Origin of the sequence: Nocardia farcinica, from assembly GCF_001182745.1 — a bacterium.
In the GTDB taxonomy this organism is placed as follows: domain Bacteria; phylum Actinomycetota; class Actinomycetes; order Mycobacteriales; family Mycobacteriaceae; genus Nocardia; species Nocardia farcinica.
In genome coordinates, this window is record NZ_LN868939.1 from 1,691,298 (window position 1) to 1,712,937 (window position 21,640).

Sequence of the window (21,640 nt, forward strand, 5' to 3'; positions counted from 1 at the left end):
GATGGCGATCTCGAGTCCGCGCCGCCGTAGCAGCCTGCTACGCACCAAGTCGGTCGAGCAATCGATCCGCGACACCGACGAACCCGATTCCAAGCTGCGCAAGGACCTGACCGCCTGGGATCTGACGATCTTCGGTGTCGCGGTCGTCGTCGGCGCCGGCATCTTCACCCTCACCGCGCGCACCGCGGGCAACGTCGCGGGCCCCTCGGTCTCGCTGGCCTTCGTCTTCGCCGCCATCGCCTGCGGTCTCACCGCGCTCTGCTACGCCGAGTTCGCCTCCACCGTGCCGGTCGCGGGCAGCGCCTACACCTTCTCCTACGCCACCTTCGGCGAGCTGGCCGCCTGGATCATCGGCTGGGACCTGTTCCTGGAATTCGCCCTCGCGGTATCGGTGGTGTCCAAGGGCTGGTCGCAGTACCTCGGCGAGGTACTGAACATCACCCCGATCGTCGACCTCGGCGGGCTCGACTTCGACTGGGGCGCGGTGCTTCTCATCGCCGTGCTGTGTGTGCTGCTGGCGATGGGCACCAAGCTCTCCTCACGCGTCTCGGCCATCGCGGTCGCGATCAAGCTCGCGGTGATCGCGCTGGTGATCGCCGTCGGCCTCGCCTACTTCGACACCGACAACCTCTCGCCCTACATCCCGCCGTCGGAGGCAGGTCAGGGCGGCGAGGGCATCCACCAGTCGCTGTTCTCCTACCTGACCGGTGCCGGCAACAGCACCTTCGGCTGGTACGGCCTGCTCGCCGCCGCCAGCCTGGTGTTCTTCGCGTTCATCGGCTTCGACGTGGTCGCCACCACCGCCGAGGAGACCAAGAACCCGCAGCGCAACGTGCCCCGCGGCATCCTCGGCTCGCTGGCCGTGGTGACCGTGCTCTACGTCGCCGTCTCCCTGGTGCTCACCGGCATGGTCTCCTACACCGAACTCTCCGGCGAGAACGCCACCCTGGCCACCGCCTTCGGCCTGCACGGCGTCACCTGGGCGGAGAAGATCATCGCCGTCGGCGCCCTGGCCGGCCTCACCACCGTGGTCATGGTGCTCTACCTCGGCCAGACCCGCGTGCTGTTCGCCATGTCCCGCGACGGCCTGCTCCCGCGCCCGCTCGCCCACACCGGCCGCCACGGCACCCCGGTGCGGCTCACCATCATCGTCGGCGTCGCCTGCGCCGTGCTCGCCGGATTCGTCGACATGGGCGCGCTCGAGGAAATGGTGAACATCGGCACCCTGTTCGCGTTCGTCCTCGTCGCCATCGGCGTCATCATCCTGCGCCGCACCCGCCCCGACCTGCCCCGTGGCTTCCGCGTCCCGCTGGTCCCGCTCGTCCCCATCCTGGCCGTCCTCGCCTGCCTGTGGCTGATGGTCAACCTCACCGTCGAAACCTGGATCCGCTTCATCATCTGGATGGCGCTGGGCCTGATCATCTACTTCGCCTACAGCCGCCGGAACTCGTTGCTCGGCAAGGAGGAAGTCAGCCTCCGCAAGGAGTGAACGCGCCGCCCCGCGCGGGTGGTGCGGACCGTTCCCGCACCACCCGCCCCGCGCCCGCCGGATTCCGGTACAGCCGTACGACTCGGTAGTCTGACCCGAACGCCCCTATAGCCCAATTGGCAGAGGCAGCGGACTTAAAATCCGTTCAGTCTGGGTTCGAGTCCCAGTGGGGGCACAGAAGAGTCCAGCTCACAGGGGTTTTCAGGCCACTGCCGCAACGGCCGTGACAGCCACGTTGTCACGAGTTGTCACAACTCGGCTGAAAGTCTGCGCCGCTGTGACCAGGGCTTCGTCCTGGCTGTGTGCATACGTGTTCTGTGTCGACGCCGCCGAGGCGTGCCCCAGCCATGCGGCAATGACCGCAATAGGGACGCCCGAAGGTGCGTGACCGTCGCGCACGTATGACGACTGTCGTGCAACCTCGCGCGGGGGATGGCGAGCGTATCCAACATCTTCCCCCAGCGGAACGAAATCTTGCTGGGCTTAAGACCGGTCGAACTCCCCGCCCCTCGCACCTCGGAGGAACGCCTCCCACTCGCTCGGAGTGAAGACCAAGGCCGGTCCGGCAGTGTTCTTGGAGTCCCGCACGCCGACCATTCCCCCGTCCAGGTGCGCGACCTCTACACAGTCGTTGCCGCCGCCGCTGTAGCTCGACTTGAACCACTTGGCATTGGACAGGTCTACCGTCACTGCCCGAAGTCCCTTGCAACAACCGAAACCGTTAGGGGCTCTAAGTTGACCGCGAGTTTCCTTGCTGAACTAACTAGCACTCTTCGCCTGCGAGTCGCGAGCGCATCCAGAGTCCGGCAGGGGTGCACCTCAAACTGGCACTCGGGCCGCCAGCATACTCCCAGCCGCAGTCACACGACTGGAGTTACCCCTTCTTGTACGATCTGTGCCAGTTTCGAGGGAGATCGGCAGCGCCGATCTCGCTGCCGGAAGAGGCAACAGGGGGGACCTATGACATTCAAAGTCGATCCGGATGCGCTACGGACGTGGGCTAAATGGCTGGATGGGTTGTCCGGCGACATCGAGCAGATGGCCGAAGACGTCACCCTCGGGTACAGCGCCTCGTTCCCCGGCACCGAGTTGAGTGCGACCCTCACCGACACCCGGGACGTCATCAAGAGTGCACTGACCAGCCTCGCGTCCCGCCAGAAAGAGATGTCGGCGATAGCCCGAGGCGCTGGCGATAAGTATGACATCACCGATGTCGACTTCGCGACCCAGCTGCAAGCCATGGGCGGCTTGCAGTGACCGAGCGCGCACTCCGCATCTCCGAGGTCAACGGATGGAAGCCCGAAGATCTGGGTCTGGACGCGTCAGCGTTGGGCAGGCTGGTCACGAAGCTCGACGGCCTGTTGCAGTCGATGCTGACCGAGCATGACGATCTGGCCGAAACATGGAACGGTGCCGGTGCCTCCGCCGCCGCTACCCGCGTGGTCAACGAGCAGACGACTGGCAGCCACATCTCCGGCAAGATCGACACCATCAAGGCACTGCTGACCTCCGGTCAGACCGAACTCAGGGACGCGAGAGACTTCGTGCTAGCGAAGCGGAAGAACTTCGTGGACTGGGGTTTCGAGGTCGACGACCGCGGCATCGTCTCGGCAACTGAGAAGGTCAAGCAGATCAGCGCGGCGGGCGGCGACCGCGCCGACGTCATGGCTGCCGGTCTGGCGGTGATGGCCGAAGCGGGACGCTACACGGTGGAAATGCTGGGTGCATTGCAGCACGCGCAACGCGTCGCGAAGGGTGTCCAATCCAAGATCGCGGCCGCCAAGGCCGAGCTGGCCACGCTGGTGAGCCAGCAAGCACCAACGAAGGCCGTACGTGATCTAGGACTGGTACCCGGGCAGACAACTGGCATGACACTGCCGCCGGGACTGCTACCCGACGGCGTCGATCCAGTCGCTTCCATGGTGAAACTTGAGAACGGCATCCCCGTCACCTTGACCGACAAGGACGGCAAGACCACCACTATCACACCAAATCCGGACGGCACCCTGACAATTGCCCAGTCGGTAACAGGGCCGGATGGCTCGACGACCACCACAGCAAGCACCAACGGGGGACCGTCGACCACGACCGTTTCCACGCCACGCGCCGACGGCTCGGGAATTATCGATACCACAGTCACGGGTCCCGACGGCAAACAGCGGCGGCTTCAGACGGTACAGAACGGCGGCGGCAAATCGACTACATATGCCGTCAACGACGACGGGTCACGGGGCGCAAAGATATCGGACTCTTACCCCCAGAACGGTGGCGTAACGACCGATATGTACGGGGAGAACGGTGCGGTAGAGCGTCAGTGGCAACGACAAGACGGATTCCGGGCGTTCGAGCAGTATGTTCAGGGATCAGATGGTCAGCCCCACCTCGTGGGAACATCGAACTCAGCAGGAATGCAGTCGGCCCTGAACCAGAACGGCACGATCACCACAACGTATCCAGATGGGCGAACAGCTGAGACTGTGCAACTGACCGATGGTCGGATAGTAACGAAGTTTCAAGACGGATCAGTGTTGCAATATGACCCGAATTCCGCAGCACCCGAGGCGCCGAAGCAATCTATCTGGGACAACGTCAAATCTTGGTCGGGAACCCAGTGGAATGGTCTCGTTGATTCTACCCAGGGAACATTCCAGTCGCATCCTCTAGCCACTGGGATCGGCACTGGAGCCACTGCTACCAATGTGTGGGCAACGCAGGGTGGCGAATCAATGGCGAATTCCGCAGCGAGAGCGGCAGGCGAATCCGCAGTCAATCAAATCCGAGTATCCCAGATGCTGGACGCCGGGACGCCCGGCGCAGGGAAGGCCTTCGTTGGAGCAATGGACTCGGCCACTGACGCCTCCTCGAAATACAACATGGCCAACATTATGAAATCCGACGCGAAACTTGCCGGCTGGCCGGCGCTGGTTGGTGTCAATGCTTACGTGAATTGGGACGACTGGGCCCACCACGGCAAACCGGGAGATGAGGCAATTGCCAACGCGGTCGGAGGAATCGCCGGAGGTTGGGCTGGTGCAGCGGTCGGTGCTCAGTTCGGTGCTTGGGCATGTGCGCCAGTGCTGCCACCGTTCGGGTCAGCCTTCTGCGCAGGCGTCGGCGCTGCGGCGGGTGGGCTCGGCGCAGGAGCGGCAGGAGCTTATTTTGCGGAACAACCTTTCAAGTGAGAACCTTAAAGACCGGAGGCTCAGGATTGCCTGAAAGTAAAATGAAGTTCGAGGCTCCGCTACTTCCTTGGCCTGCGGAATGGAAGACCAAGAAACCTCAAGCAATAGCACTATTGGGTGTGCTGTTATTCGGTGCAGCGTCCATCGTTTTCATTCCGTTTTCAATCGAGGCCGCTGCGAACGGGGACACCTTTCGCATCCTCTACGGCATTGCCGGGGTATTCATGTGTCTAACCTTTGTGGCAATCGGTATGCCACGCGTATGGGTTCGCCGCAAAGGTCTTCCACGAGCAATGGTGGTGGGCGAAACAGTGAAGGGTAACCGAGGGCTACGTCTACTCTACCTTTCTTCATGGAAGATTGTTCTATTTCTGTGGCTGATTGCCTGCGTCGCGTTTCTCGGCCTTCGTGGGTTGTCGTTTCTCTTCTCGATGAACGATGACGCTGATAGCGCAGGTCGTCAATCTATCAACCTAGGCGGCTTCGCTATCGCGCTGGTTGCGGCAGTAGTCGCCGTTTTCTTGCTGCTCCTCACCTTTTTGGGACGTGGCCCTCGACGCGGATGGATCACCCTTGACGACGTGGGTATATCGCAAGTCGCGGGCAATACCTCGAGGGCGATTTCATGGGAGTCTATTGGGGGCATTTCAGCGCATCTGATCAATAACTCTCACGCAGTGCGAATAACGCCAGCTATCGGTGCGAAATTTCAGGTCGCTACCGGCCGCAGTCTGCTCGGTCGATGGCAGCAAGGCTTTCTTGAACAAGCGATGGATGTTCCGGTCTGGGTGCTCGGGATGGATCCTGCCTTGTTTCTTCACCTGACCCGCTTCTACTGGCAGCATCCTGAAGCCCGGCACGAACTCGGCACCGATGCCACAGTCGACCGCATACGACGTGGCGACCTGTTGGACTGACCGAATGAGCTGTACCGGCAGTTCGATTCGAGGTGTGGCCAACTTTCCTGGCCTCCAGATTTTGGTCCTGACAGACCGGAAGCTCCCGGACTCCGTTGGTTGCTGTTCGGCCTGGGTCTGGGCGTCCCCGATTGTCTCGGCGACATAGAGAGCGCGGCAGGTTTGAGAGCGTTCCGGTTACGCGTACCAAAGCGGGTTCTTTCAATCTTTCACGGTTTGAAAGAGGTCCGCTTGGGGGCACGTTTGTTCGCAAGAATGCGTCCCCAGGTTATTGCGTTGTGGTGTCCGGCTTCAGGAGCACCAAGGGGATCTCGCGGGCGGTCTTGCGCTGATATCCCTCGTAGAACTTCGCGGCGGCGACGACTCTCGGCCAGAGTTCGGCGCGTTCCTCCGGGGTCGCGATGTGGGCAGTCATCTTCTTCGTCGGGCCCTGCTGGACCGAGACCTCGACGGAGGGGTTGTCACGCAGGTTGAGGAACCAGGCGGGGTGGGTGGGGTCGCCGCCGCGGGAGGCGACGACGACCACGGTGTCGCCGTCGACGATGGGGGCGGTGAGCAGGACGCTGTGTTTGCGGCCGGTCTTGCGGCCGATCGTCGTGAGTTCGAGGGTCGGCATGCCGGCCATGCTCCGGCCGATCCGGCCGCCGGAAATGGCCAGTAGTCCGCGGTGAACGGTGTTCTGCAGTTTGAGGGCGCGATCGCTCGGCATGCACCGATCTTTCCGCAGCGGACCTCTCCCGTCGAGGGGAACACGAGTGGGAGGACGCCCCCTGGTCAGAGGTTGTCGGGCAGGCGGCCGCTCGACCAGCGGGCGAATGTCCGCGGGGGCAGACGGTGATGACGTCGGCGATGGCGACCAGCTCACGGGGCACCACCGCATCGAAGTGTTCGAGACCCGGGACGAACACGGCCTCGACTCGGAGGCGGTGCACGACGGCGACGAGGTCCGCCGTCGGATTTACTGAGCCAGGGCCGAGCACGATGGTTTTGCGCAGGTTGTAGCCGAGGCGCAGCGCGGTGCCGCGCAGGGCGTTCTCATGCCATTGCTGACGAACACCGGAGATGTCGCGGCGCAGGTAGGCGATGGCGGGCGGCTTGCCGAACAAAGTTGTCTCCCCTCGAAGGCGGTCGGGTCGGCTTTCAGCCTCTGCTACCGAAACGACTGCCACGACGACGAATCCGGCGTCGATTCGCACGCATTGAGGGCGACATTTCGGCGTCGAAACGGCTACTGTTGCCCGCATGGGTGCCACGCCGAACACCGCGCTGCGAGCGGCTAGGAATGCGCGTCTCATGAGCCAGGACGACCTGGCCCGGGCTTTGCGCGCGGCGGGGTGTCCCAGTGCCACAAAGCGTCTCGTGCAGCGGTGGGAGGCGGGGCACACCGTGCATCCGCGTCCGGCGCACGCGCGAGCCCTGGAGCGGGTGATGGGATTGCCGATCGAGACGCTCGGTTTCGGTGCGGTGATGGCGGGGCGTGACCTGTCCGGAGCACAGGACGGCAGCCACGAGGTGGATTCGGCGATCGGGGAAGTCGCGGCCGAGCAACGCGCGACGAGCGCCACCCGATCGCGCCTGCCCGGAAATTATGCGGGCGTGTGGCTTTCGCGGTACGAATACTACTCGAGCGGGCGTGACGCGACGTTCACGGCGGCACACCATGTGGTCGTCCTGCAGCACGACGATCGCCTCACCGTTCGCAGCCTCCCGGGATCGGCACGCTCGGCGATGGAGATGGACCTGACCGTCGACGGCCATGTCGCGACGGGCACGTGGAGTGAGCGCACGGCCTCCGACGGGTACTACGGCGGGGCTCGGTATCACGGGGCGATCCAGCTGTTGATCGAGTTGACCGGCAGGCGGATGGCGGGGAAGTGGGTCGGATTCGGGAAGGACTTCGAGATCAATTCCGGGCCGTGGGAGTTGGTGTTGCGGAATCCGTCCACCGCGAAGTCGGTGATCGATGCCTATAACCGTGCGCCGGAACAGGATTGGTCGGTGTCAGGTCGCGGCGACGAGTCCTCCGGCGAGTAGCAGCAGCACCGTCGCCGCGAGGTCGATGCGGGCGACGCGGCGGGTGCGGGGTCCGAGGGTTCCGCGGTCGCGGGCGGCGAAGGCGAGGAAGGACAGCATGCTGAGGAAGCCGGCGAGGATCATCGCCGGTCGCACGGCGGGGGTGAACGCCGCGTACATCAGGCCGGCGCCGACCAGCGCGAGCAGGACGGCGCGGTGCCGGAGCAGCAGTGCGAGGTCGGGATCGGTGGCGGCGGTGCCGTAGAGGTCGCGGGCGCGGCGCGGAGACAGGGCGACGATGCCGGGGGCGAGGTGGATCGCGCCCACGACGAGCAGCAGGGCCGAGGTGAGGAGGTACACGTCCGGGGCGTCCTTCCGGTTGATGGTTGATCGCGGCATGGCGGGGCGAACGGTGCGCCTGCGCCGAGTCCGGGAGCGGCGGGTGTTCCCGGTGCTGTGAGCATCACGGCGCACGGCAGGCCCCGCTTCCGGAAACGTGCGCTCACGAAACCCCGCTCACGGAACCCCGCTCACGGAACCCCGCTCACGAAACCCTCAGCCGACTCCGCCGGTGCGCACATCCGCCCTCGCTAGGCTGGCGCAGGTGAATGCTCCCGCCTTGATCTCGGTCGCCGCGGATCTCGACTCGGTGACCTGTTTCGGACCCGAGGACGACCCCGCCGATGCCGGGCTCACCCACGCCGACGTGGCCGCGGTGTGGGCCGCGGTGCAGGACTGGTACCGGATGGGCACCACGCCCGCCATCCAGATCTGCCTGCGCCGACAGGGCAGGGTGGTGCTGAATCGGGCGATCGGGCACGGCTGGGGGAACGCGCCGAAGGACGGGCCCGACGCCGAGAAAGTCCTGATCACCACGGACATGCCGTTCTGCGGGTTCTCCACGGCCAAGGGGGTGGCAGCGGCGGTGATGGCGATGCTCATGGAGCAGGGCGCCTTCGCCCCCGGCGACCGGGTGGCCGACTACCTGCCGGGGTTCGCCGCGAACGGCAAGGAGCGGATCACCATCGCGGATGTGCTCTCGCATTCGGCAGGCATCCCGTTCGTCACCCCGCCCTATCGGGGCTCGGAGCTGGTGGTGGACGAGGAGCTGGCGTTGCGGGCGCTGGCCGATCTGAAGCCGAGTTGGCCGCCGGGCCGTTTCCGGGTGTACCACGCGTTCACCGGTGGACTGATCCAGCGGGCGCTGGTGCGCGCGGCGACGGGCAAGCGGATGCGTGACCACCTCGCCGAGCGGGTGTTGACGCCGTTGGGCTTCCGCTGGAACAACTTCGGGGTGGCGGCGCAGGACGTCGACCGGGTGGTGCCGAGCGTGAAGACCGGCCCGCCCGCGTCGAAGGTGTCGGTGTATCTGGCGCGGCGGGCGCTGGGCGGACGGATGGACGGCGCGGTGTCGGCGCAGGCGCTGCGGGACTTCCTCACCGCGGAGCTGCCCTCGGGCAATCTGGTCACCACGGCCGCCGAACTGTCCCGCTTCTACGAAATGCTCGCGCGCGGCGGGGAATTGGACGGTGTCCGGGTGATGCGGCCGGAGACCGTGCGCGCGGCGGTGCGGCCCGCGCCGTGGCTGCCGGGGGTGGCCGGGCGGGTGAGCCGCGCGGGCTACGAGCTCGGTGGGCGGCGGTCGAAGTTCGGTGCGCACACCGAAGCGCATTTCGGGCGCAGCGGGCTCACCACCCAGTACGGCTGGGCCGATCCCGCGCGTGGGCTGGCCGGGGCGGTCCTGACCAGCGGCAAGGCCAGGACCGACGGGGATCGGCCGTGGCGGCTGGTCGCGCGGATCTCCGGGCGGTTCGGCCGGATCGACCCGGCCGAGCGGGTGTTCGACCTGTGAAGCTCAGTCGCCCGGGCGCGGGGTGAAGCAGCCGAGGATGATGCAGCCGCTCGGCCAGTCGGAGAACGGCGGCGGCAGCGGTTTGCCCAGGCACACCACCGGGTCACAGCCGGGGTAGGCGTAGGGCCCGAGGCCGAGTGCGGCGAAGGTGGCGGTCGGGTCGGACATGCGCGGGTCGGACAGGCTCACGTCCGGCTGTGGCACGTACGGGCCGGGGTCGGGCAGCACCGGGTCGCGGAACGCGGCCCCGATGGCGCGCAGCACGTCGTGCGGGTAGCTGACCGCGCTGCCGGGGACGGTGACGCCGGTCCAGCTCACGACGAGGTCCAGGCTGGGGACGATGTAGTTGTCCTGGCGCAGCATGCCCGACATCTTCACCGCGTCGGCCGGCAGCCCGGCGAACTCCGAACCGCAGCCGGGGCCGTTGACCACGAACAGGAAGCCCCAGCACTTCATCGCGGGTGAGGGCTCGCTCGCGCGTGCCAGGTACGCGGCGGACACGACCTGGCGGTCACCCCAGCGGCCCCGGTCGGCGACCAGCAGGCCGAGCTTGGCGAAATCGTCGGGGGCGAGAACCAGGTGGGCGTGGCCGTAGGTGTTGCCGCTGCGGTCGCGGGCCCAGTGGTAGTCGGCGCGGTCGATGCCGAGCGGGTCGAACAGGGTGCGCTGGGCGTAGTCCTGCAGGTCCTCGCCGACGGCCTGCGCGACGACGTAGGCGAGCAGGTCGACCCCGCGCTGGCTGTAGCCGTACTTGGTGCCCTGCGGTGCCTCGATGGGAGTGCCCAGTGCCTGTGCGACGACGTTGGCGTCCAGGCCGGTGACACCGGTGACGCCTTCGGCGATGATCGCGACGTCGATACCGGAGGACTCGGTGAGCAGATTGCGCACCAGGATGGCCCGGTGCGCCTCGTCGCCGAGTCCGGCGGGCAGGTACTCGCCGATCGGGGCGTCGAGGTCCAGCTTGCCCTCGTCGGCGGCGATGCCCGCCACCAGCGACACCACGCTCTTGGTGGCACTCCACAGATTCCACGGCAATGCGCCGGTGCGCTCGTTGGCCGGGCCGGTGACCACCAGGCAGCCGTTGCGGAAGATCTTGAAGTTCAAGCGCGTCGGGTTGGCCACCAGCTCGCTCACCTTCTGCAGGGCAGCCGGGTCGAGGCCGACCTCCTCCGGGGTGGCGGTCTCGAACTGCCTGCCCTGCGGCGGCGCGCAGTGCTTCCACTCCGCCGCCTGCGCGGTGCCCCCGAAAGTACCGGCTACCGCGCACAGCAAAAGTGTGATCCACAGTGTCGCAACGTATTTGGCTGGTTTCAAGGCGCCCGCCCCTCGGCTCGATCGACTTGCCAAGCACATCGGGGCGAGGCCGGGAACGTTACGAAACGGCGGCGGTGCGGTCGCGGTAGTTGCGCGTCACCACGGCCAGGCAGCAGGCGGCCAGCGCGGCCAGTCCGAGATACATCACCGGATAGCCGAGACCGGTGGCGTCGTGCAGGAACGACAGCAGCGCGGGCAGGCCGAACCCGAGGTAGCTGACCGAGTAGAAGACGGCGGTGAGCCCGGCCAGGTCGTCCGGCCGGGCCAGGCGCTCGACCTCCTGTAGCCCCGCGACCAGCGCGATGCCGTAACCCGAGCCCAGCACGACAGCGGTGAGCAGCGCCGCCCACAGCGTCAGCGCGCCCACGGCGTACGCGGCCAGCACCATGCCGCCGGTGACCAGCGTCAGGCCCACCACGGCGGCCCGCGCCGTGCCGGGCCGGTCGATGCGGCGCGCGACGGACTGGATGGCGAAACCGCAGCCGAGGGTGACCACGGTGACCAGGGCCGAGAACGCGATCGGCGCGCCGGGCAGACGGGCGGCCATCAGCGTCGGCAGCAAGGCGTAGGCGGTGGCGCCGCAGGCGAACAGCCACAGCGCGGTGGGCAGCGCGACGCGCACGAAGCGGTGATGACCGGCGGCGGGGATCTTCAGGTCGTCGCGCAGCCGGCCCGGATGCTGCTGCCGCGGCACGGTTTCCGGCGCCGAGATCAGCCACCCGGTCGCCGCCAGGCACAGGGCGACGTTGATCAGGTAGGGCAACGTATGCGGCAGCGGGCCCCACTGGGCGAGCACGCCCGCCACCCCGGCGCCGAGGGCGAAACCGCCGGTCAGGCTCATCGCCGAGCGGCGGGGACCGGTGCCGGGCGGGGAGAGTTCCTTGAGCCAGCTGCCGCCGACCGCCATCGCCAGGCCGAGCGCGACGCCGGAGAGCACCCGGCCCGCCGCCAGCAGCGGCACCAGATCGGCGCCCGAGGCCAGCAACAGCGAGCCGAGCGCGGCGATCAGCGGTGCGGGCAGCAGCAGCGCGCGCCTGCCGTAGCGGTCCGAGAGCGGGCCGCCGATCAGCAGCGCGGGCACGATGCCGAGCACGTAGTAGAACAGCAGCAGGTCGACGGCGGTGGTGTTCAAGCCGTCGGCCTTGTAGAGCACCAGCAGCGGGGTGAACTCGTTGCCGCCCCAGGCGATGGCGAAGACGGCGGCGGCCACGCCCCACCAGGCCCGGGTGTGCGGTTGGGGCCGGGCGACCGGCTCGGTGAGCACGGCGGTGGTCATCACAGACCCCGCATTTCCAGCTGGTGCACCCCGGACAGGTGCTCGACCAGGGCGGCGGCGAACCCGTCGACGTCGCCGGCGGTGAGGAGTTCGGCCAGCCGGGCGTGCTGGTCGATGATCTGCGCGCTGTCGAGCGGTCCGCGGCGCAATGCCAGGCTGTTCATCCGGCGCTGCCGCTCGCGCAGCGAATCGTAGAAGCCGGTGAGCAGCGGGTTGCCCGCCGCGACGACGTATCCGCGGTGGAAGTCGGTGTCGGCCAGTGCCAGGCCCTCGAGATCGCCGTCGCGCGCGAGGTCGCGTTGGCGCTCGATGTTCGCCCGCAGCGCGTCGGCCAGGCCGCCCGGCCGGGCTGCCGCGACGGACCGTGCGGCGGCGGTTTCCACCACGTAGCGGGCGTGCACGACGTGCTCGGCCTCGTCCGGGGGCACCGGCACGACCAGCGCGCCGCGCTTGGGGTAGAGCTTCATCCAGCCCTCGGTCTCGAGGCGCAGGAAGGCCTCGCGCACCGGGGTGCGCGACGTACCGAGTTCGGCGGCGATCTCGCCCTCGCTGATCAGCTCTCCGCCGGTCAGTCCGCCGCTGAGGATGCGCTCCTTGACCGCGCGGTAGGCGTGCTCCGCCGATGAATACGTCTTAGACACAAGTTGTATCTTAGCGGTGCGCCTGCGGCTGCCTCCTGTGGGATCGACCACCCGCGCCAGCGGAACGCGCGGGTCGGAACGCGCGGTGGTGGGTCAGAACATCGAGACGATGAGGGCGACGGCGACCGCGACGAACACCGCCACCAGCAGGACCATCACCGCGACCGCGGCGACACCGGTGGGTGGGAAGTGCTTGCTCGTCCGCGGTTCCGGTGCGGACAGTCCCGATGTCTGCGGGGTGTCCGGTGGAGTGTCGCCGGGCCGGACACCGCCGCCGGGTTCGAGGTCCGGGGTGCGGGCGGGATCGGGATCCATCGACATCGCGCTACTCCCCGTCGTTGCCGGGGGTCTCCGGCTCGTTCGGCCGCTGCCCCTTGGCTTTGCGAGACAGGATCACCGCACCGACCAGCACGGCGATTCCGATGATCACGAGTATCTCCATGCCGGGTGCGTACCCGTGATCGGCGCCGCCAATCAGTGGTCCGGCGTTGTGTGATGTCCCCGCCTCGGCGCGAGTTCACTGGTGATTGTCCGATTGATGGGGCGAGCCGTTGCCGGGCGACCCCGCGCCGTTCACGATCGAAGCACACGATGAGTGTGGTACAGATCACCAATCGATCCGAGCGAGGGGCGACGATGGCGGCGCGGCACAGTTTTCTGACCTACCGGGAGACCTACGGGTTCCCGGTCACACTGACCGGGCGTCAGGTGGTGCTACAGGTCGGCACCGTCGGGGTGGTGACCATGCCCGAACCGGTCGGCAGTGTCGTGCAGAACCTGCTGCAGCCCGCCCAGCTGGCCGGGCCGGTGTTCGCCGACCCGAAGGCGGGCCGCTGGGTGTTCCTCGTCGACGGCGTGCCCGGCATCTCGCCCGCCCAGCAGGTGATCCTCGGCGAGGTGGGGGTGCGGATCCCGGCGCGGGCGGAGGAGATCGCACTGCCGCTGCTCAGCGAATCGGGCACCGGTCCGGGCGACGAACGGCGTTGGCTGTGGCCGCCGGGCTACGAGTTGCCGCAGCCGGGGGCGTTCCTGGCCGAGGTGCTCGGCGCGGCGCGGCGGTTCGATCTGCGCGAGCGGGTGCGCGCGCTGAGCTGGTGAGCCCGGTCAGTAGGCGCGGCAGGCGTCGCGCGCGCCGTCCTTGGTGGCGTTGAACTTGTCGATCGCGGCGTTGAGGGTGTCCACGTCGGCGCGGCGTTCGAGCGTGTCGGCCAGGGCGTTGGTGTCGTCGCGGTAGGCGCGCAGCGGCTCGGCGACCGCGGCGGGCACGTCCCGGGTGAGCTTCTGGTCGACGCTGCGGGCGCCGTCGCGCAGGGCCCGCACGGCCGCGTCCGCCTTGGGTTCGGCGTCGGGAGCGTTGTTGTTGCCCGCGTCGATGTAGGCGTTGAAGGTGTCGACCGAGGTGTCGTTGGCGGCGGCGAAGGCGTCACAGGCCGCGCCCGCCGCGCGCTCGACGGCGGCCGCCCGCGAGGACGACGCGGCCGCGGAGGAGGCGGCCACCTCGGAGGCGTAGGCGGCCAGCTCGGTCTGGTCGACCTGGGCCCGGCCTGCGATCTGTTGCGAGCAGGCGCCGATGAGCAGCAGACCGCTCGCGGTGGCCGCGACCGCCGCGATCAGGCCGGTGCGTTCGAGTCGTCGCATGTCCTTCTCGCCCTTCCGTTCGTTCCGTCCGGCCGGGAGGAAACAGGTGGGGCGCCGGACCTTCCGACGTTACTCGGTGTCGTGCCGACCGGCAGGCCGGGCAGGGGCTTCGTTGATCAACCGATATCGGGGTTCGTGCCCCGCTCAGGAGGAGGCGATGTCGATGACCAGCCGGGTGGGGCCGCTCAACGCGCTCACCGAGAAGGCGGGGCGGTCGCCGTCGACACCGATGAAGGACTGGGTGACGCCCTCGAACACCAACGGCGTGGCGACGGCGATGCCCGGCACGTCCGGGTCGGTGGCCGGATCGGGGCCCGCGTAGGGGGAGACGCCGCTGTCGAACGGGTAGGCCGAGCCGGTGATGCGCACCTCGAGCACCGACCGACCGGGGATGTCGAGTTCGCGTCCGCTGCCGTCCTGTACGGCGCGATCGGTGTACTCGACGGTCCAGCCGGGCGTGCCCTTGCCGCCGAGGTCGAACACGATGCGGTCGAAGCCGGGCTGACGGCCGATCCGGATGCCCGCGACGGTGAGCGCCGCGTCCGGCGAGGCGGTGCCGCGCTTGGGCTGGGCGTCGACGGGTGCGGGCGCGGGTGCCTCGGCCAGGGCGCCCGCCACCGTCGTCGTGGTGGTGCGGGGCGTGGCGGCCGGTCCGGTGTCGTCGCAGCCCACGAGTACCGCCGCCGCCACCGCCACCAGCACTGCCAGTCTGTTGCGCATGAGGCTGATGTTAATCGCCCGCGGCGGGGGTGGTCGTGATCGCCGTGGCAACGATCTAGCACACTTGAGCCGTGCACGATGTGGAGGACGTACTCGGTCGCCTGCGGCGGTATCCGGACGTGGAGGCGGTCAACCTCTATGCCGTCGACGCCGCCGACCGGCTGATCCTCGACGTGGCCGCCGACGCCATCGAGGCAGCGGGCAGTGGGCGTGTCGCGGTGATCGGCGACAGCTACGGCGCGCTCACGCTCGGCGCGATCGCCCGCCACGACCTGCGCAAGGTGCGCGTGCACCAGGACCTGCTCACCGGTGAGCTGGCCCTGGCCAACAACGCGCGCGCGGTGGGCCTGACCGACCGCTACGTGCCCCAGCCGCTCACCGAGGCACTGCTCGCCGACGCGACCGTGGTGCTGCTGCGGCTGCCCCGGGCGCTGGCCGGACTGTCCGAGGTGGCCGACGCCATCGCCCGGTACGCCGACCCCGCCGTCCAGGTGATCGCCGGTGGCCGGGACAAGTACCTGACCAAGACCATGAACGACGTGCTCGGCGAGTCGTTCGCCGAGGTCAGGGCCAGCCGGGGCAGGCAGAAGTCGCGGACGCTGCTGGCCTCGGGACCCAAACCGGTGGGGGCGCCGCCGTTCCCGGTCCGGGAGCGGCTCGACGAGATCGATCTGGAGGTGGTCGCGCACGGCGCGGCCTTCTCCGGTCCGCGACTCGACATCGGCACCCGCTTCCTGCTCGAACATCTCAAGCTCATGAAGCCCGACGCCCGCGATGCCATCGATCTGGGCTGCGGCACCGGCATCCTCGCGGTCGCGCTGGCGAAGGCACGGCCGGGCCTGCGCGTGGTCGGCACCGACCAGTCCGCCGCCGCGGTCGCCTCCGCGGAGGCCACCGCCGCCGCCAACGCCGTCGCCGACCGGGTGCGGGTGGTCCGGGACGACGCGATGTCCTCGGCCCCGGACAACAGCGCCGATCTGGTGCTGTGCAACCCGCCCTTCCACGTCGGCGCGGCGGTGCACACCGGGGCCGCGATCAAGATGTTCGCGGAGACGGGTCGCGTTCTGCGGCCGGGTGGGGAATTGTGGACGGTGTACAACTCACACCTCGACTACCGGGGTGTGGTGGAGCGGATGGTCGGCCGGACCGACGTGGTCGGGCGCAACCGGAAGTTCACGGTGACTCGGTCGGTGCGTGGGCTGCACGACGTCCGGCAACGGTAGAGTCCGAAATGTCCGCCTCGTGGTTCCTGTGGGAACTCGGCGGCGGAGCCGCACGTTGAACAGAACAAGTTGGAGCTCGAGCGCCAGCTCGATCAGACAGCCGCAACGACTCCAGAAAGGCACTCACGGTGCGCACATCCAGCAATCCGATATTCAAGAACCTCCCGAAGCAAGAGGGCGGTGGCTACGCCAACTTCGGATCGGGCGTGGCGGGTGCCGGACAGTTCGGGCAGCAGTTCGGTCACCAGTACCCCAACCAGTACGGCCAGTACCAGCAGCAGCCGTACCAGCAGCCCGCGCCGCCCACCACCACCCGGGCGATGACCATCGACGACGTGGTCACCAAGACCGGCATCACGCTGGGTGTGCTGGCGATCTCGGCGATCGTCGCCTACGCGCTCACCTCGGCCAACACCGGCCTCGCCCCGCTGTTCGTGATCGTCGGCGGCCTGGTCGGCCTGGTGCTGGTGCTGGTGGCGACCTTCGCCAACAAGATGGACAACCCGGTCATCGTGCTGTCCTACGCGGTCGCCGAGGGGCTGTTCCTCGGTGCGCTGTCGTTCATGTTCACCGATGTCAGCTTCGGCGGTGTCGGTGGCAGCGGCCTGATCGCCCAGGCGGTGCTGGGCACCTTCGGTGTGTTCGCCGGCATGCTCGTGGTCTACAAGACCGGTGCCATCCGCGTGACGCCGCGCTTCACCCGCATGATCGTCGGCGCCACCATCGGCGTCGTGGTGCTGATGCTGGGCAACCTGATCGCGAGCTTCTTCACCGACGGCGGCTTCGGCCTGCGTGACGGCGGCGCGCTCGCCATCGTGTTCAGCCTGGTCTGCATCGCCATCGCCGCGTTCAGCTTCCTGCTCGACTTCGACGCCGCCGACCAGCTGATCCGCGCGCAGGCGCCGGAGAAGGCGGCCTGGGGCGTGGCGCTCGGCCTGACCGTCACCCTGGTGTGGCTGTACGTCGAGATCCTGCGACTGCTGAGCTACTTCCAGAACGACTAGTCCGCGGCGCCGCGGGCGCGACGACAGAGGGCGGCCACCGGAGTTCCGGTGGCCGCCCTTCGTCGTAACCGGGGGAGCGCTCAGCTCAGGCGCTCGAGCACCATCGCCATGCCCTGGCCGCCGCCGACGCACATCGTCTCGACGCCGAACTGCTTGTCGTAGGTCTGCAGGTTGTTGATCAGCGTCGCGGTGATGCGGGCGCCGGTCATGCCGAACGGGTGGCCGAGCGCGATCGCGCCGCCGGAGACGTTGAGCTTGTCCTCGTCGATCTTCAGCTCGCGGGCCGAGCCGAGCACCTGCACCGCGAAGGCCTCGTTGATCTCGAACAGGTCGATGTCGTCGACGCTCATGTTCGCCAGCGCCAGCGCGTTCTTGACCGACTCGATCGGGCCGAGGCCCATGATCTCCGGCGACAGGCCGGACACGCCGGTGGACACGATGCGGGCCAGCGGGGTCAGGCCCAGCTCCTTGGCGCGCACGTCGCTCATGATCACCAGCGCTGCCGCACCGTCGTTGAGCGGGCAGCAGTTGCCCGCGGTGACGGTGCCGTCCGGCCGGAAGACCGGCTTGAGCTGGGAGACGGCCTCGTAGGTGACGCCGGCGCGCGGCCCGTCGTCCTTGCTGACGACCGTGCCGTCGGGCAGCGTGACCGGGGTGATCTCGCGCTCGAAGAAGCCGTTGTTGATGGCCTCCTCCGCGCGGTTCTGCGAACGCACGCCCCAGCGGTCCTGGTCCTCGCGGGTGATGCCGGTGAAGCTGGCGACGTTCTCGGCGGTCTGGCCCATCGCGATGTAGACGTCGGGCAGCAGGCCGTCCTCGCGCGGGTCGTGCCAGATGCCCGCGCCGCCCTCGGCGGCCTTGGCCGTGCGCGCCTGCGCGTCGGCGAAGATCGGGTTCTGGGTGTTCGGCCAGCTGTCGGCCGAGCCGTGCACGTAGCGCGACACCGTCTCCACGCCCGCGGAGATGAAGGCGTGTCCCTCGCCTGCCTTGATGGCGTGGAAGGCCATCCTGGTCGACTGCAGGGACGAGGCACAGTAGCGGTGCACGGTGGTGCCGGGCAGGGTGTCGTAGCCGAGCATGACCGCGACGTTGCGGGCGATGTTGAAGCCCTGCTCACCCGCGGGCGAGCCGCAGCCGAGGATCAGGTCGTCGATCTGGGTGGGGTCGAGCGCGGGAACCTTGTCCAGTGCGGCGCGCACGATCTGGGTGGCCAGATCGTCGGGACGCATGTCGACCAGCGAGCCCTTGCGGGCACGACCGATGGGAGAGCGTGCGGTCGAAACGATAACTGCCTCTGGCATGAGGGCTCCTTTGGTCTTACTGCTCAGTTTGTTACCGGCTCCACTATGTGTACCGAACGGGCCCGGCGGAGGGAATGTCGGCCCGGCCGTTCGGCGACGCCGCCGGCACACCGGATTTCTGCGCGATGAGCGCCCGCAACCGGGCGGCGAGCCCGCGCAGGGTCGGCCCTGGTCCGTGGTCGGTGTCGACCCCGCGACCCTCGAGCGCCATGAGCAGGGTGGGCAGGATGCGCGCGGCCGCCAGCTGATAGCCGTCGGCCGAGGGGTGGAAGCCGTCGGCGGAGAACATCCGGTCCGGGGCGTGCAGGAACTCCGGGCCCAGATCCGACAGCGGCACCGGATGGCCGCCCGCGGCAGTGGTGGCGGCGAACTGTGCCTTGGCCAGGCGGGCGCTCCAGTTGTGCACGATGGTGCGCAGCGGCTGCGGGATCGCCGACACGGTGCCCAGGTCCGGGCAGGTGCCGACCACCACCACGCTGCCCGCCCGGTGCAGCCGGGCCACCGCGGCGCCGAGCCGGCGCGCGGAGGCGCTGATGGAGTGCTTCTTGGTGATGTCGTTGGCGCCGATGAACACCACGGCGGCGTCCGGCGGCGGTCCCGCCACGAACATGGCGTCCACCTGGCCGGCCAGGCCCTTGGAGGTGGCGCCGGAAATGGCCTTGGTGCTCAACCGGATTCGCTGTCCGGTGGCCTCGGCCAGGGCGCGGGCGATGCGCACGCCCGGCACGCCCTCGGCGGTCAGGCAGCCCACCCCGGCGGCGGTCGAGTCACCGAAGATCATCAGGTGCAGGTCGAACTGCCCGCCGGTGCGCCACGGCTCGGGCTCGACGCACCCCGCGGTGTAGATGCCGTCCGCCTCCGGCGGTTTCGAGGTGTCCCGGCCGATCACGCCGCGGGCGATACCCGCCTGCGCCATCAGCATCCGGTACGCCAGCCAGGAGGCGGTGCCCGCCCCGGAGCCGGCCAGCAACGTCGCGGCACCCGTCACCGCGGCGGTACGCCTGTTGATCCGAGGTGCTCCCACGCCGCCCGATTTTACGGGCCGAAGGTGGCCGCGGCGGGGCCGCGAACGCCGGTCAGGCGGGAACGACGAACAGCCCCTTCGCCGGGATGCTCGGCGCGTCGGTGGTCACGGTGACCTCCACCCGGCCGGGCCCGGTGTCCTGGAACAGCGCGTACTGGATGCTGCCGTAGATGCCGGTGACGACGATGTTGTCGAAGGCGCCCGTCGCGCCGGTGTCGAGATTGCGCCACGCCGCCGTGGCCCGGACCTCGCACAGCGGGGCGAACGGGTACCTGCCGGGCCCGATGCCGCCGACCGGGGTCGCGCGCATGTTGAGCACCGCCCGCCCCGGCCACCGCGGATCGGTGTCGGCCCAGGTCTGGACGCTGGTCCAGCACAGCCCGCCGCGCGCCATCGTCGGCACGTCGGGGAACGGAATGGTCTCGGCCTCGGCCTGCGCGCCCGATCCGAGCACCACGGTCGCCGCGGCACCGGCGAGCACGGCGGCGATCCGGGCCCTGTGGGTCTGCCTCATGGTTGCCGATCCTAGAACGGGTACGCCGGCACGCGCCCGGCCTCCGGCGCGCCGCCGCGGGGTGTCGTGCCGACCCGCTGAGGCGACGTGCGCGAACTCACAGCGGGGCCTTCTGCAACGATGGGGCTATGCGCATCGCGGATCACGTCGTGGACCTCATCGGCAACACGCCCCTGGTCCGGCTCAACAATGTCGTCGGCCCGAACGCGGGCCTGGTCGCCGCCAAGATCGAGTACCTCAATCCCGGCGGCAGCTCGAAGGACCGGATCGCGGTGAAGATGATCGACGCCGCGGAGAAGTCCGGCCAGCTGAAGCCGGGCGGCACCATTGTCGAGCCGACCTCCGGCAACACCGGCGTGGGTCTCGCGCTGGTGGCGCAGCAGCGCGGCTACAAGTGCGTGTTCGTCTGCCCGGACAAGGTCTCCGAGGACAAGCGCAACGTGCTGCGCGCCTACGGCGCCGAGGTCGTGGTCTGCCCGACCGCGGTCCCGCCGGATCACCCGGACAGCTACTACAGCGTCTCCGATCGGCTCGTCCGCGAGATCGACGGTGCGTGGAAGCCCGACCAGTACTCCAACCCGGGCGGCCCGGAGAGCCACTACGAGACCACCGGCCCGGAGATCTGGCACGACACCGACGGCCGGGTGACCCACTTCGTCGCGGGCGTCGGCACCGGCGGCACCATCACCGGCGCGGGCCGCTACCTCAAGGAGGTCTCCGGCGGGAAGGTGCGCGTCATCGGCGCCGACCCGGAGGGCTCGGTCTACTCCGGCGGCAGCGGCAGGCCCTACCTGGTGGAGGGCGTCGGCGAGGACTTCTGGCCCTCCGCCTACGACCCGGCCGTGCCGGACGAGATCATCGCCGTCTCCGACGCCGACTCCTTCGAGATGACCCGCAGGCTGGCCCGGGAGGAGGGCCTGCTGGTCGGCGGCTCCTGCGGCATGGCCGTGGTGGCCGCGATCGAGGTCGCGCGGCGGGATCCGGACGCCGTGGTGGTCGTGCTGCTGCCCGACGGCGGCCGCGGCTACCTGTCGAAGATCTTCAACGACCAGTGGATGAGCTCCTACGGCTTCCTGCGCACCCGCCTGGACGGCAGCCCCGAGCCGCTGGTGGGTGACGTGCTGCGCGGTAAGTCCGGCGAGCTGCCCGACCTGGTGCACACCCACCCGTCGGAGACGTTGCGCGACGCGATCGAGATCCTGCGCGAATACGGCGTCTCGCAGATGCCGGTGGTCGGTGCCGAGCCGCCGGTGATGGCGGGCGAGGTGCAGGGCAGCGTCACCGAGCGCGACCTGCTCTCGGCGGTGTTCGAGGGCCGCGCGCATCTCACCGATTCGGTGGCCCAGCACATGAGCCCGTCGTTCCCGCTGATCGGTTCCGGCGAGCCGATCTCGGCGGCGACCAAGGCGCTGTCGGACACCGACGCGCTGATGGTGGTCGAGGACGGCAAGCCGGTCGGCGTCATCACCCGGCACGATCTGCTCGGTTTCCTCAGCACCGGCAGCGTCGGCCACTGAGGCTCGACGGCCCTT

The 21,640-nt window shown here is 68.6% G+C and carries 22 protein-coding genes and 1 tRNA gene; 11 read left to right on the plus strand and 12 right to left on the minus strand.

The genetic code is table 11. The annotated features are described in order from the left end of the window. Position 1: 1 nt before the first annotated feature. The gene (locus AMO33_RS24575) at positions 2–1,489 is read left to right on the plus strand and encodes an amino acid permease (protein WP_011211385.1); all 1,488 of its coding nucleotides are present in this window, start codon (positions 2–4) and stop codon (positions 1,487–1,489) included. 101 nt (positions 1,490–1,590) lie between these two features. Next, positions 1,591–1,664, plus strand: a tRNA-Leu gene (locus AMO33_RS24580). A 308-nt stretch (positions 1,665–1,972) separates the two neighbouring features. Here the strand turns inward: AMO33_RS24580 and AMO33_RS24585 are convergent. Next, positions 1,973–2,179, minus strand: a complete 207-nt coding sequence (locus AMO33_RS24585) for a DUF397 domain-containing protein (RefSeq protein WP_060594433.1) — start codon at positions 2,177–2,179, stop codon at positions 1,973–1,975. Between the two features lie 270 nt (positions 2,180–2,449). On the opposite strand from AMO33_RS24585, the gene AMO33_RS24590 reads away from it, so the two are divergent. Genes AMO33_RS24590 through AMO33_RS31740 form a run of 3 tightly spaced genes read left to right on the plus strand, consistent with a single transcriptional unit; the run spans position 2,450 to position 5,588 of the window. Continuing rightward, complete coding sequence (locus AMO33_RS24590) at positions 2,450–2,746, plus strand: type VII secretion target (RefSeq protein ID WP_060594434.1); 297 nt, start codon at positions 2,450–2,452, stop codon at positions 2,744–2,746. Then, positions 2,743–4,671, plus strand: a complete 1,929-nt coding sequence (locus AMO33_RS31735) for a hypothetical protein (RefSeq protein WP_139337543.1) — start codon at positions 2,743–2,745, stop codon at positions 4,669–4,671. Before AMO33_RS24590 ends, AMO33_RS31735 begins: the two co-directional genes overlap by 4 nt. 41 nt (positions 4,672–4,712) lie before the next feature. Continuing rightward, on the plus strand, positions 4,713–5,588 hold the full coding sequence (locus AMO33_RS31740) for a hypothetical protein (RefSeq protein WP_139337544.1): 876 nt from the start codon (positions 4,713–4,715) through the stop codon (positions 5,586–5,588). Positions 5,589–5,856: 268 nt separating this feature from the next. Here AMO33_RS31740 and AMO33_RS24595 read toward each other — a convergent pair whose 3' ends face one another. Next, the gene (locus AMO33_RS24595; RefSeq protein ID WP_060594435.1) at positions 5,857–6,297 is read right to left on the minus strand and encodes a nitroreductase/quinone reductase family protein; all 441 of its coding nucleotides are present in this window, start codon (positions 6,295–6,297) and stop codon (positions 5,857–5,859) included. A 533-nt stretch (positions 6,298–6,830) separates the two neighbouring features. On the opposite strand from AMO33_RS24595, the gene AMO33_RS24600 reads away from it, so the two are divergent. Continuing rightward, entirely contained in the window at positions 6,831–7,622 is a 792-nt protein-coding gene (locus AMO33_RS24600) for a helix-turn-helix transcriptional regulator (RefSeq protein WP_060594436.1), read from the plus strand. Here AMO33_RS24600 and AMO33_RS24605 read toward each other — a convergent pair. Further along, positions 7,590–8,000, minus strand: coding sequence for a hypothetical protein (locus AMO33_RS24605; RefSeq protein ID WP_060594437.1), 411 nt, complete (start codon positions 7,998–8,000; stop codon positions 7,590–7,592). The two genes, AMO33_RS24600 and AMO33_RS24605, sit on opposite strands and share 33 nt — an antisense overlap. Positions 8,001–8,205: 205 nt before the next feature. On the opposite strand from AMO33_RS24605, the gene AMO33_RS24610 reads away from it, so the two are divergent. After that, positions 8,206–9,453, plus strand: coding sequence for a serine hydrolase (locus tag AMO33_RS24610; protein ID WP_060594438.1), 1,248 nt, complete (start codon positions 8,206–8,208; stop codon positions 9,451–9,453). Positions 9,454–9,456: 3 nt separating this feature from the next. Here AMO33_RS24610 and AMO33_RS24615 read toward each other — a convergent pair whose 3' ends face one another. From AMO33_RS24615 to AMO33_RS24630, 4 genes are all read right to left on the minus strand, one after another. Next, on the minus strand, positions 9,457–10,725 hold the full coding sequence (locus tag AMO33_RS24615) for a serine hydrolase domain-containing protein (protein WP_228792428.1): 1,269 nt from the start codon (positions 10,723–10,725) through the stop codon (positions 9,457–9,459). 100 nt (positions 10,726–10,825) lie between these two features. After that, a complete protein-coding gene (locus tag AMO33_RS24620) occupies positions 10,826–12,043 on the minus strand; it encodes an MFS transporter (RefSeq protein ID WP_060594440.1) in 1,218 nt (405 codons plus the stop codon). Then, the gene (locus AMO33_RS24625; protein WP_060594441.1) at positions 12,043–12,684 is read right to left on the minus strand and encodes a GntR family transcriptional regulator; all 642 of its coding nucleotides are present in this window, start codon (positions 12,682–12,684) and stop codon (positions 12,043–12,045) included. Before AMO33_RS24625 ends, AMO33_RS24620 begins: the two co-directional genes overlap by 1 nt. A gap of 93 nt (positions 12,685–12,777) precedes the next feature. Beyond that, on the minus strand, positions 12,778–13,005 hold the full coding sequence (locus AMO33_RS24630; RefSeq protein ID WP_011211377.1) for a DUF6480 family protein: 228 nt from the start codon (positions 13,003–13,005) through the stop codon (positions 12,778–12,780). A gap of 270 nt (positions 13,006–13,275) precedes the next feature. Here AMO33_RS24630 and AMO33_RS24635 point away from each other — a divergent pair, with 270 nt between their 5' ends. Then, positions 13,276–13,782 (plus strand): hypothetical protein, encoded by a 507-nt coding sequence (locus AMO33_RS24635; RefSeq protein WP_127516241.1) that lies wholly within the window; start codon positions 13,276–13,278, stop codon positions 13,780–13,782. Positions 13,783–13,788: 6 nt separating this feature from the next. On the opposite strand, the gene AMO33_RS24640 is transcribed toward AMO33_RS24635, so the two are convergent. Together AMO33_RS24640 and AMO33_RS24645 are read right to left on the minus strand one after the other, a co-directional pair. Then, a complete protein-coding gene (locus AMO33_RS24640) occupies positions 13,789–14,322 on the minus strand; it encodes a hypothetical protein (RefSeq protein WP_011211375.1) in 534 nt (177 codons plus the stop codon). A gap of 144 nt (positions 14,323–14,466) precedes the next feature. Beyond that, positions 14,467–15,042 carry an AMIN-like domain-containing (lipo)protein gene (locus AMO33_RS24645; RefSeq protein ID WP_060594442.1) on the minus strand — a complete coding sequence of 192 codons (576 nt, stop codon included), beginning with the start codon at positions 15,040–15,042 and terminating at the stop codon, positions 14,467–14,469. 71 nt (positions 15,043–15,113) lie between these two features. On the opposite strand from AMO33_RS24645, the gene AMO33_RS24650 reads away from it, so the two are divergent. Beyond that, positions 15,114–16,265 (plus strand): class I SAM-dependent methyltransferase, encoded by a 1,152-nt coding sequence (locus tag AMO33_RS24650; RefSeq protein WP_060594443.1) that lies wholly within the window; start codon positions 15,114–15,116, stop codon positions 16,263–16,265. A gap of 128 nt (positions 16,266–16,393) precedes the next feature. Next, the gene (locus tag AMO33_RS24655; protein WP_060594444.1) at positions 16,394–17,269 is read left to right on the plus strand and encodes a Bax inhibitor-1/YccA family protein; all 876 of its coding nucleotides are present in this window, start codon (positions 16,394–16,396) and stop codon (positions 17,267–17,269) included. Positions 17,270–17,349: 80 nt separating this feature from the next. Here AMO33_RS24655 and AMO33_RS24660 read toward each other — a convergent pair whose 3' ends face one another. Genes AMO33_RS24660 through AMO33_RS24670 form a run of 3 tightly spaced genes read right to left on the minus strand, consistent with a single transcriptional unit; the run spans position 17,350 to position 20,108 of the window. Continuing rightward, positions 17,350–18,570 carry an acetyl-CoA C-acetyltransferase gene (locus AMO33_RS24660; protein ID WP_060594445.1) on the minus strand — a complete coding sequence of 407 codons (1,221 nt, stop codon included), beginning with the start codon at positions 18,568–18,570 and terminating at the stop codon, positions 17,350–17,352. Positions 18,571–18,613: 43 nt separating this feature from the next. Then, positions 18,614–19,594, minus strand: coding sequence for an SGNH/GDSL hydrolase family protein (locus AMO33_RS24665; protein WP_011211370.1), 981 nt, complete (start codon positions 19,592–19,594; stop codon positions 18,614–18,616). A 52-nt stretch (positions 19,595–19,646) separates the two neighbouring features. Beyond that, positions 19,647–20,108, minus strand: coding sequence for a hypothetical protein (locus tag AMO33_RS24670; protein WP_060594446.1), 462 nt, complete (start codon positions 20,106–20,108; stop codon positions 19,647–19,649). Positions 20,109–20,236: 128 nt separating this feature from the next. Here AMO33_RS24670 and AMO33_RS24675 point away from each other — a divergent pair, with 128 nt between their 5' ends. Continuing rightward, positions 20,237–21,625: a cystathionine beta-synthase gene (locus tag AMO33_RS24675; RefSeq protein ID WP_060594447.1), complete on the plus strand. Its 1,389-nt coding sequence runs from the start codon at positions 20,237–20,239 to the stop codon at positions 21,623–21,625. Positions 21,626–21,640: the final 15 nt, after the last annotated feature.

Excerpts from the sequence above, each read along its gene's own strand:
- AMO33_RS24600 (WP_060594436.1), top strand. The coding sequence starts at position 6,831 with ATGGGTGCCACGCCGAACACCGCGCTGCGAGCGGCTAGGAATGCGCGT.
- AMO33_RS24590 (WP_060594434.1), top strand. The coding sequence starts at position 2,450 with ATGACATTCAAAGTCGATCCGGATGCGCTACGGACGTGGGCTAAATGG.
- AMO33_RS24620 (WP_060594440.1), bottom strand. The coding sequence starts at position 12,043 with ATGACCACCGCCGTGCTCACCGAGCCGGTCGCCCGGCCCCAACCGCAC.
- AMO33_RS24595 (WP_060594435.1), bottom strand. The coding sequence starts at position 6,297 with ATGCCGAGCGATCGCGCCCTCAAACTGCAGAACACCGTTCACCGCGGA.
- AMO33_RS24640 (WP_011211375.1), bottom strand. The coding sequence starts at position 14,322 with ATGCGACGACTCGAACGCACCGGCCTGATCGCGGCGGTCGCGGCCACC.
- AMO33_RS24675 (WP_060594447.1), top strand. The coding sequence starts at position 20,237 with ATGCGCATCGCGGATCACGTCGTGGACCTCATCGGCAACACGCCCCTG.
- AMO33_RS24575 (WP_011211385.1), top strand. The coding sequence starts at position 2 with ATGGCGATCTCGAGTCCGCGCCGCCGTAGCAGCCTGCTACGCACCAAG.
- AMO33_RS24635 (WP_127516241.1), top strand. The coding sequence starts at position 13,276 with ATGAGTGTGGTACAGATCACCAATCGATCCGAGCGAGGGGCGACGATG.
- AMO33_RS24645 (WP_060594442.1), bottom strand. The coding sequence starts at position 15,042 with ATGCGCAACAGACTGGCAGTGCTGGTGGCGGTGGCGGCGGCGGTACTC.
- AMO33_RS24605 (WP_060594437.1), bottom strand. The coding sequence starts at position 8,000 with ATGCCGCGATCAACCATCAACCGGAAGGACGCCCCGGACGTGTACCTC.
- AMO33_RS24630 (WP_011211377.1), bottom strand. The coding sequence starts at position 13,005 with ATGTCGATGGATCCCGATCCCGCCCGCACCCCGGACCTCGAACCCGGC.
- AMO33_RS24670 (WP_060594446.1), bottom strand. The coding sequence starts at position 20,108 with ATGAGGCAGACCCACAGGGCCCGGATCGCCGCCGTGCTCGCCGGTGCC.
- AMO33_RS31740 (WP_139337544.1), top strand. The coding sequence starts at position 4,713 with ATGAAGTTCGAGGCTCCGCTACTTCCTTGGCCTGCGGAATGGAAGACC.
- AMO33_RS24660 (WP_060594445.1), bottom strand. The coding sequence starts at position 18,570 with ATGCCAGAGGCAGTTATCGTTTCGACCGCACGCTCTCCCATCGGTCGT.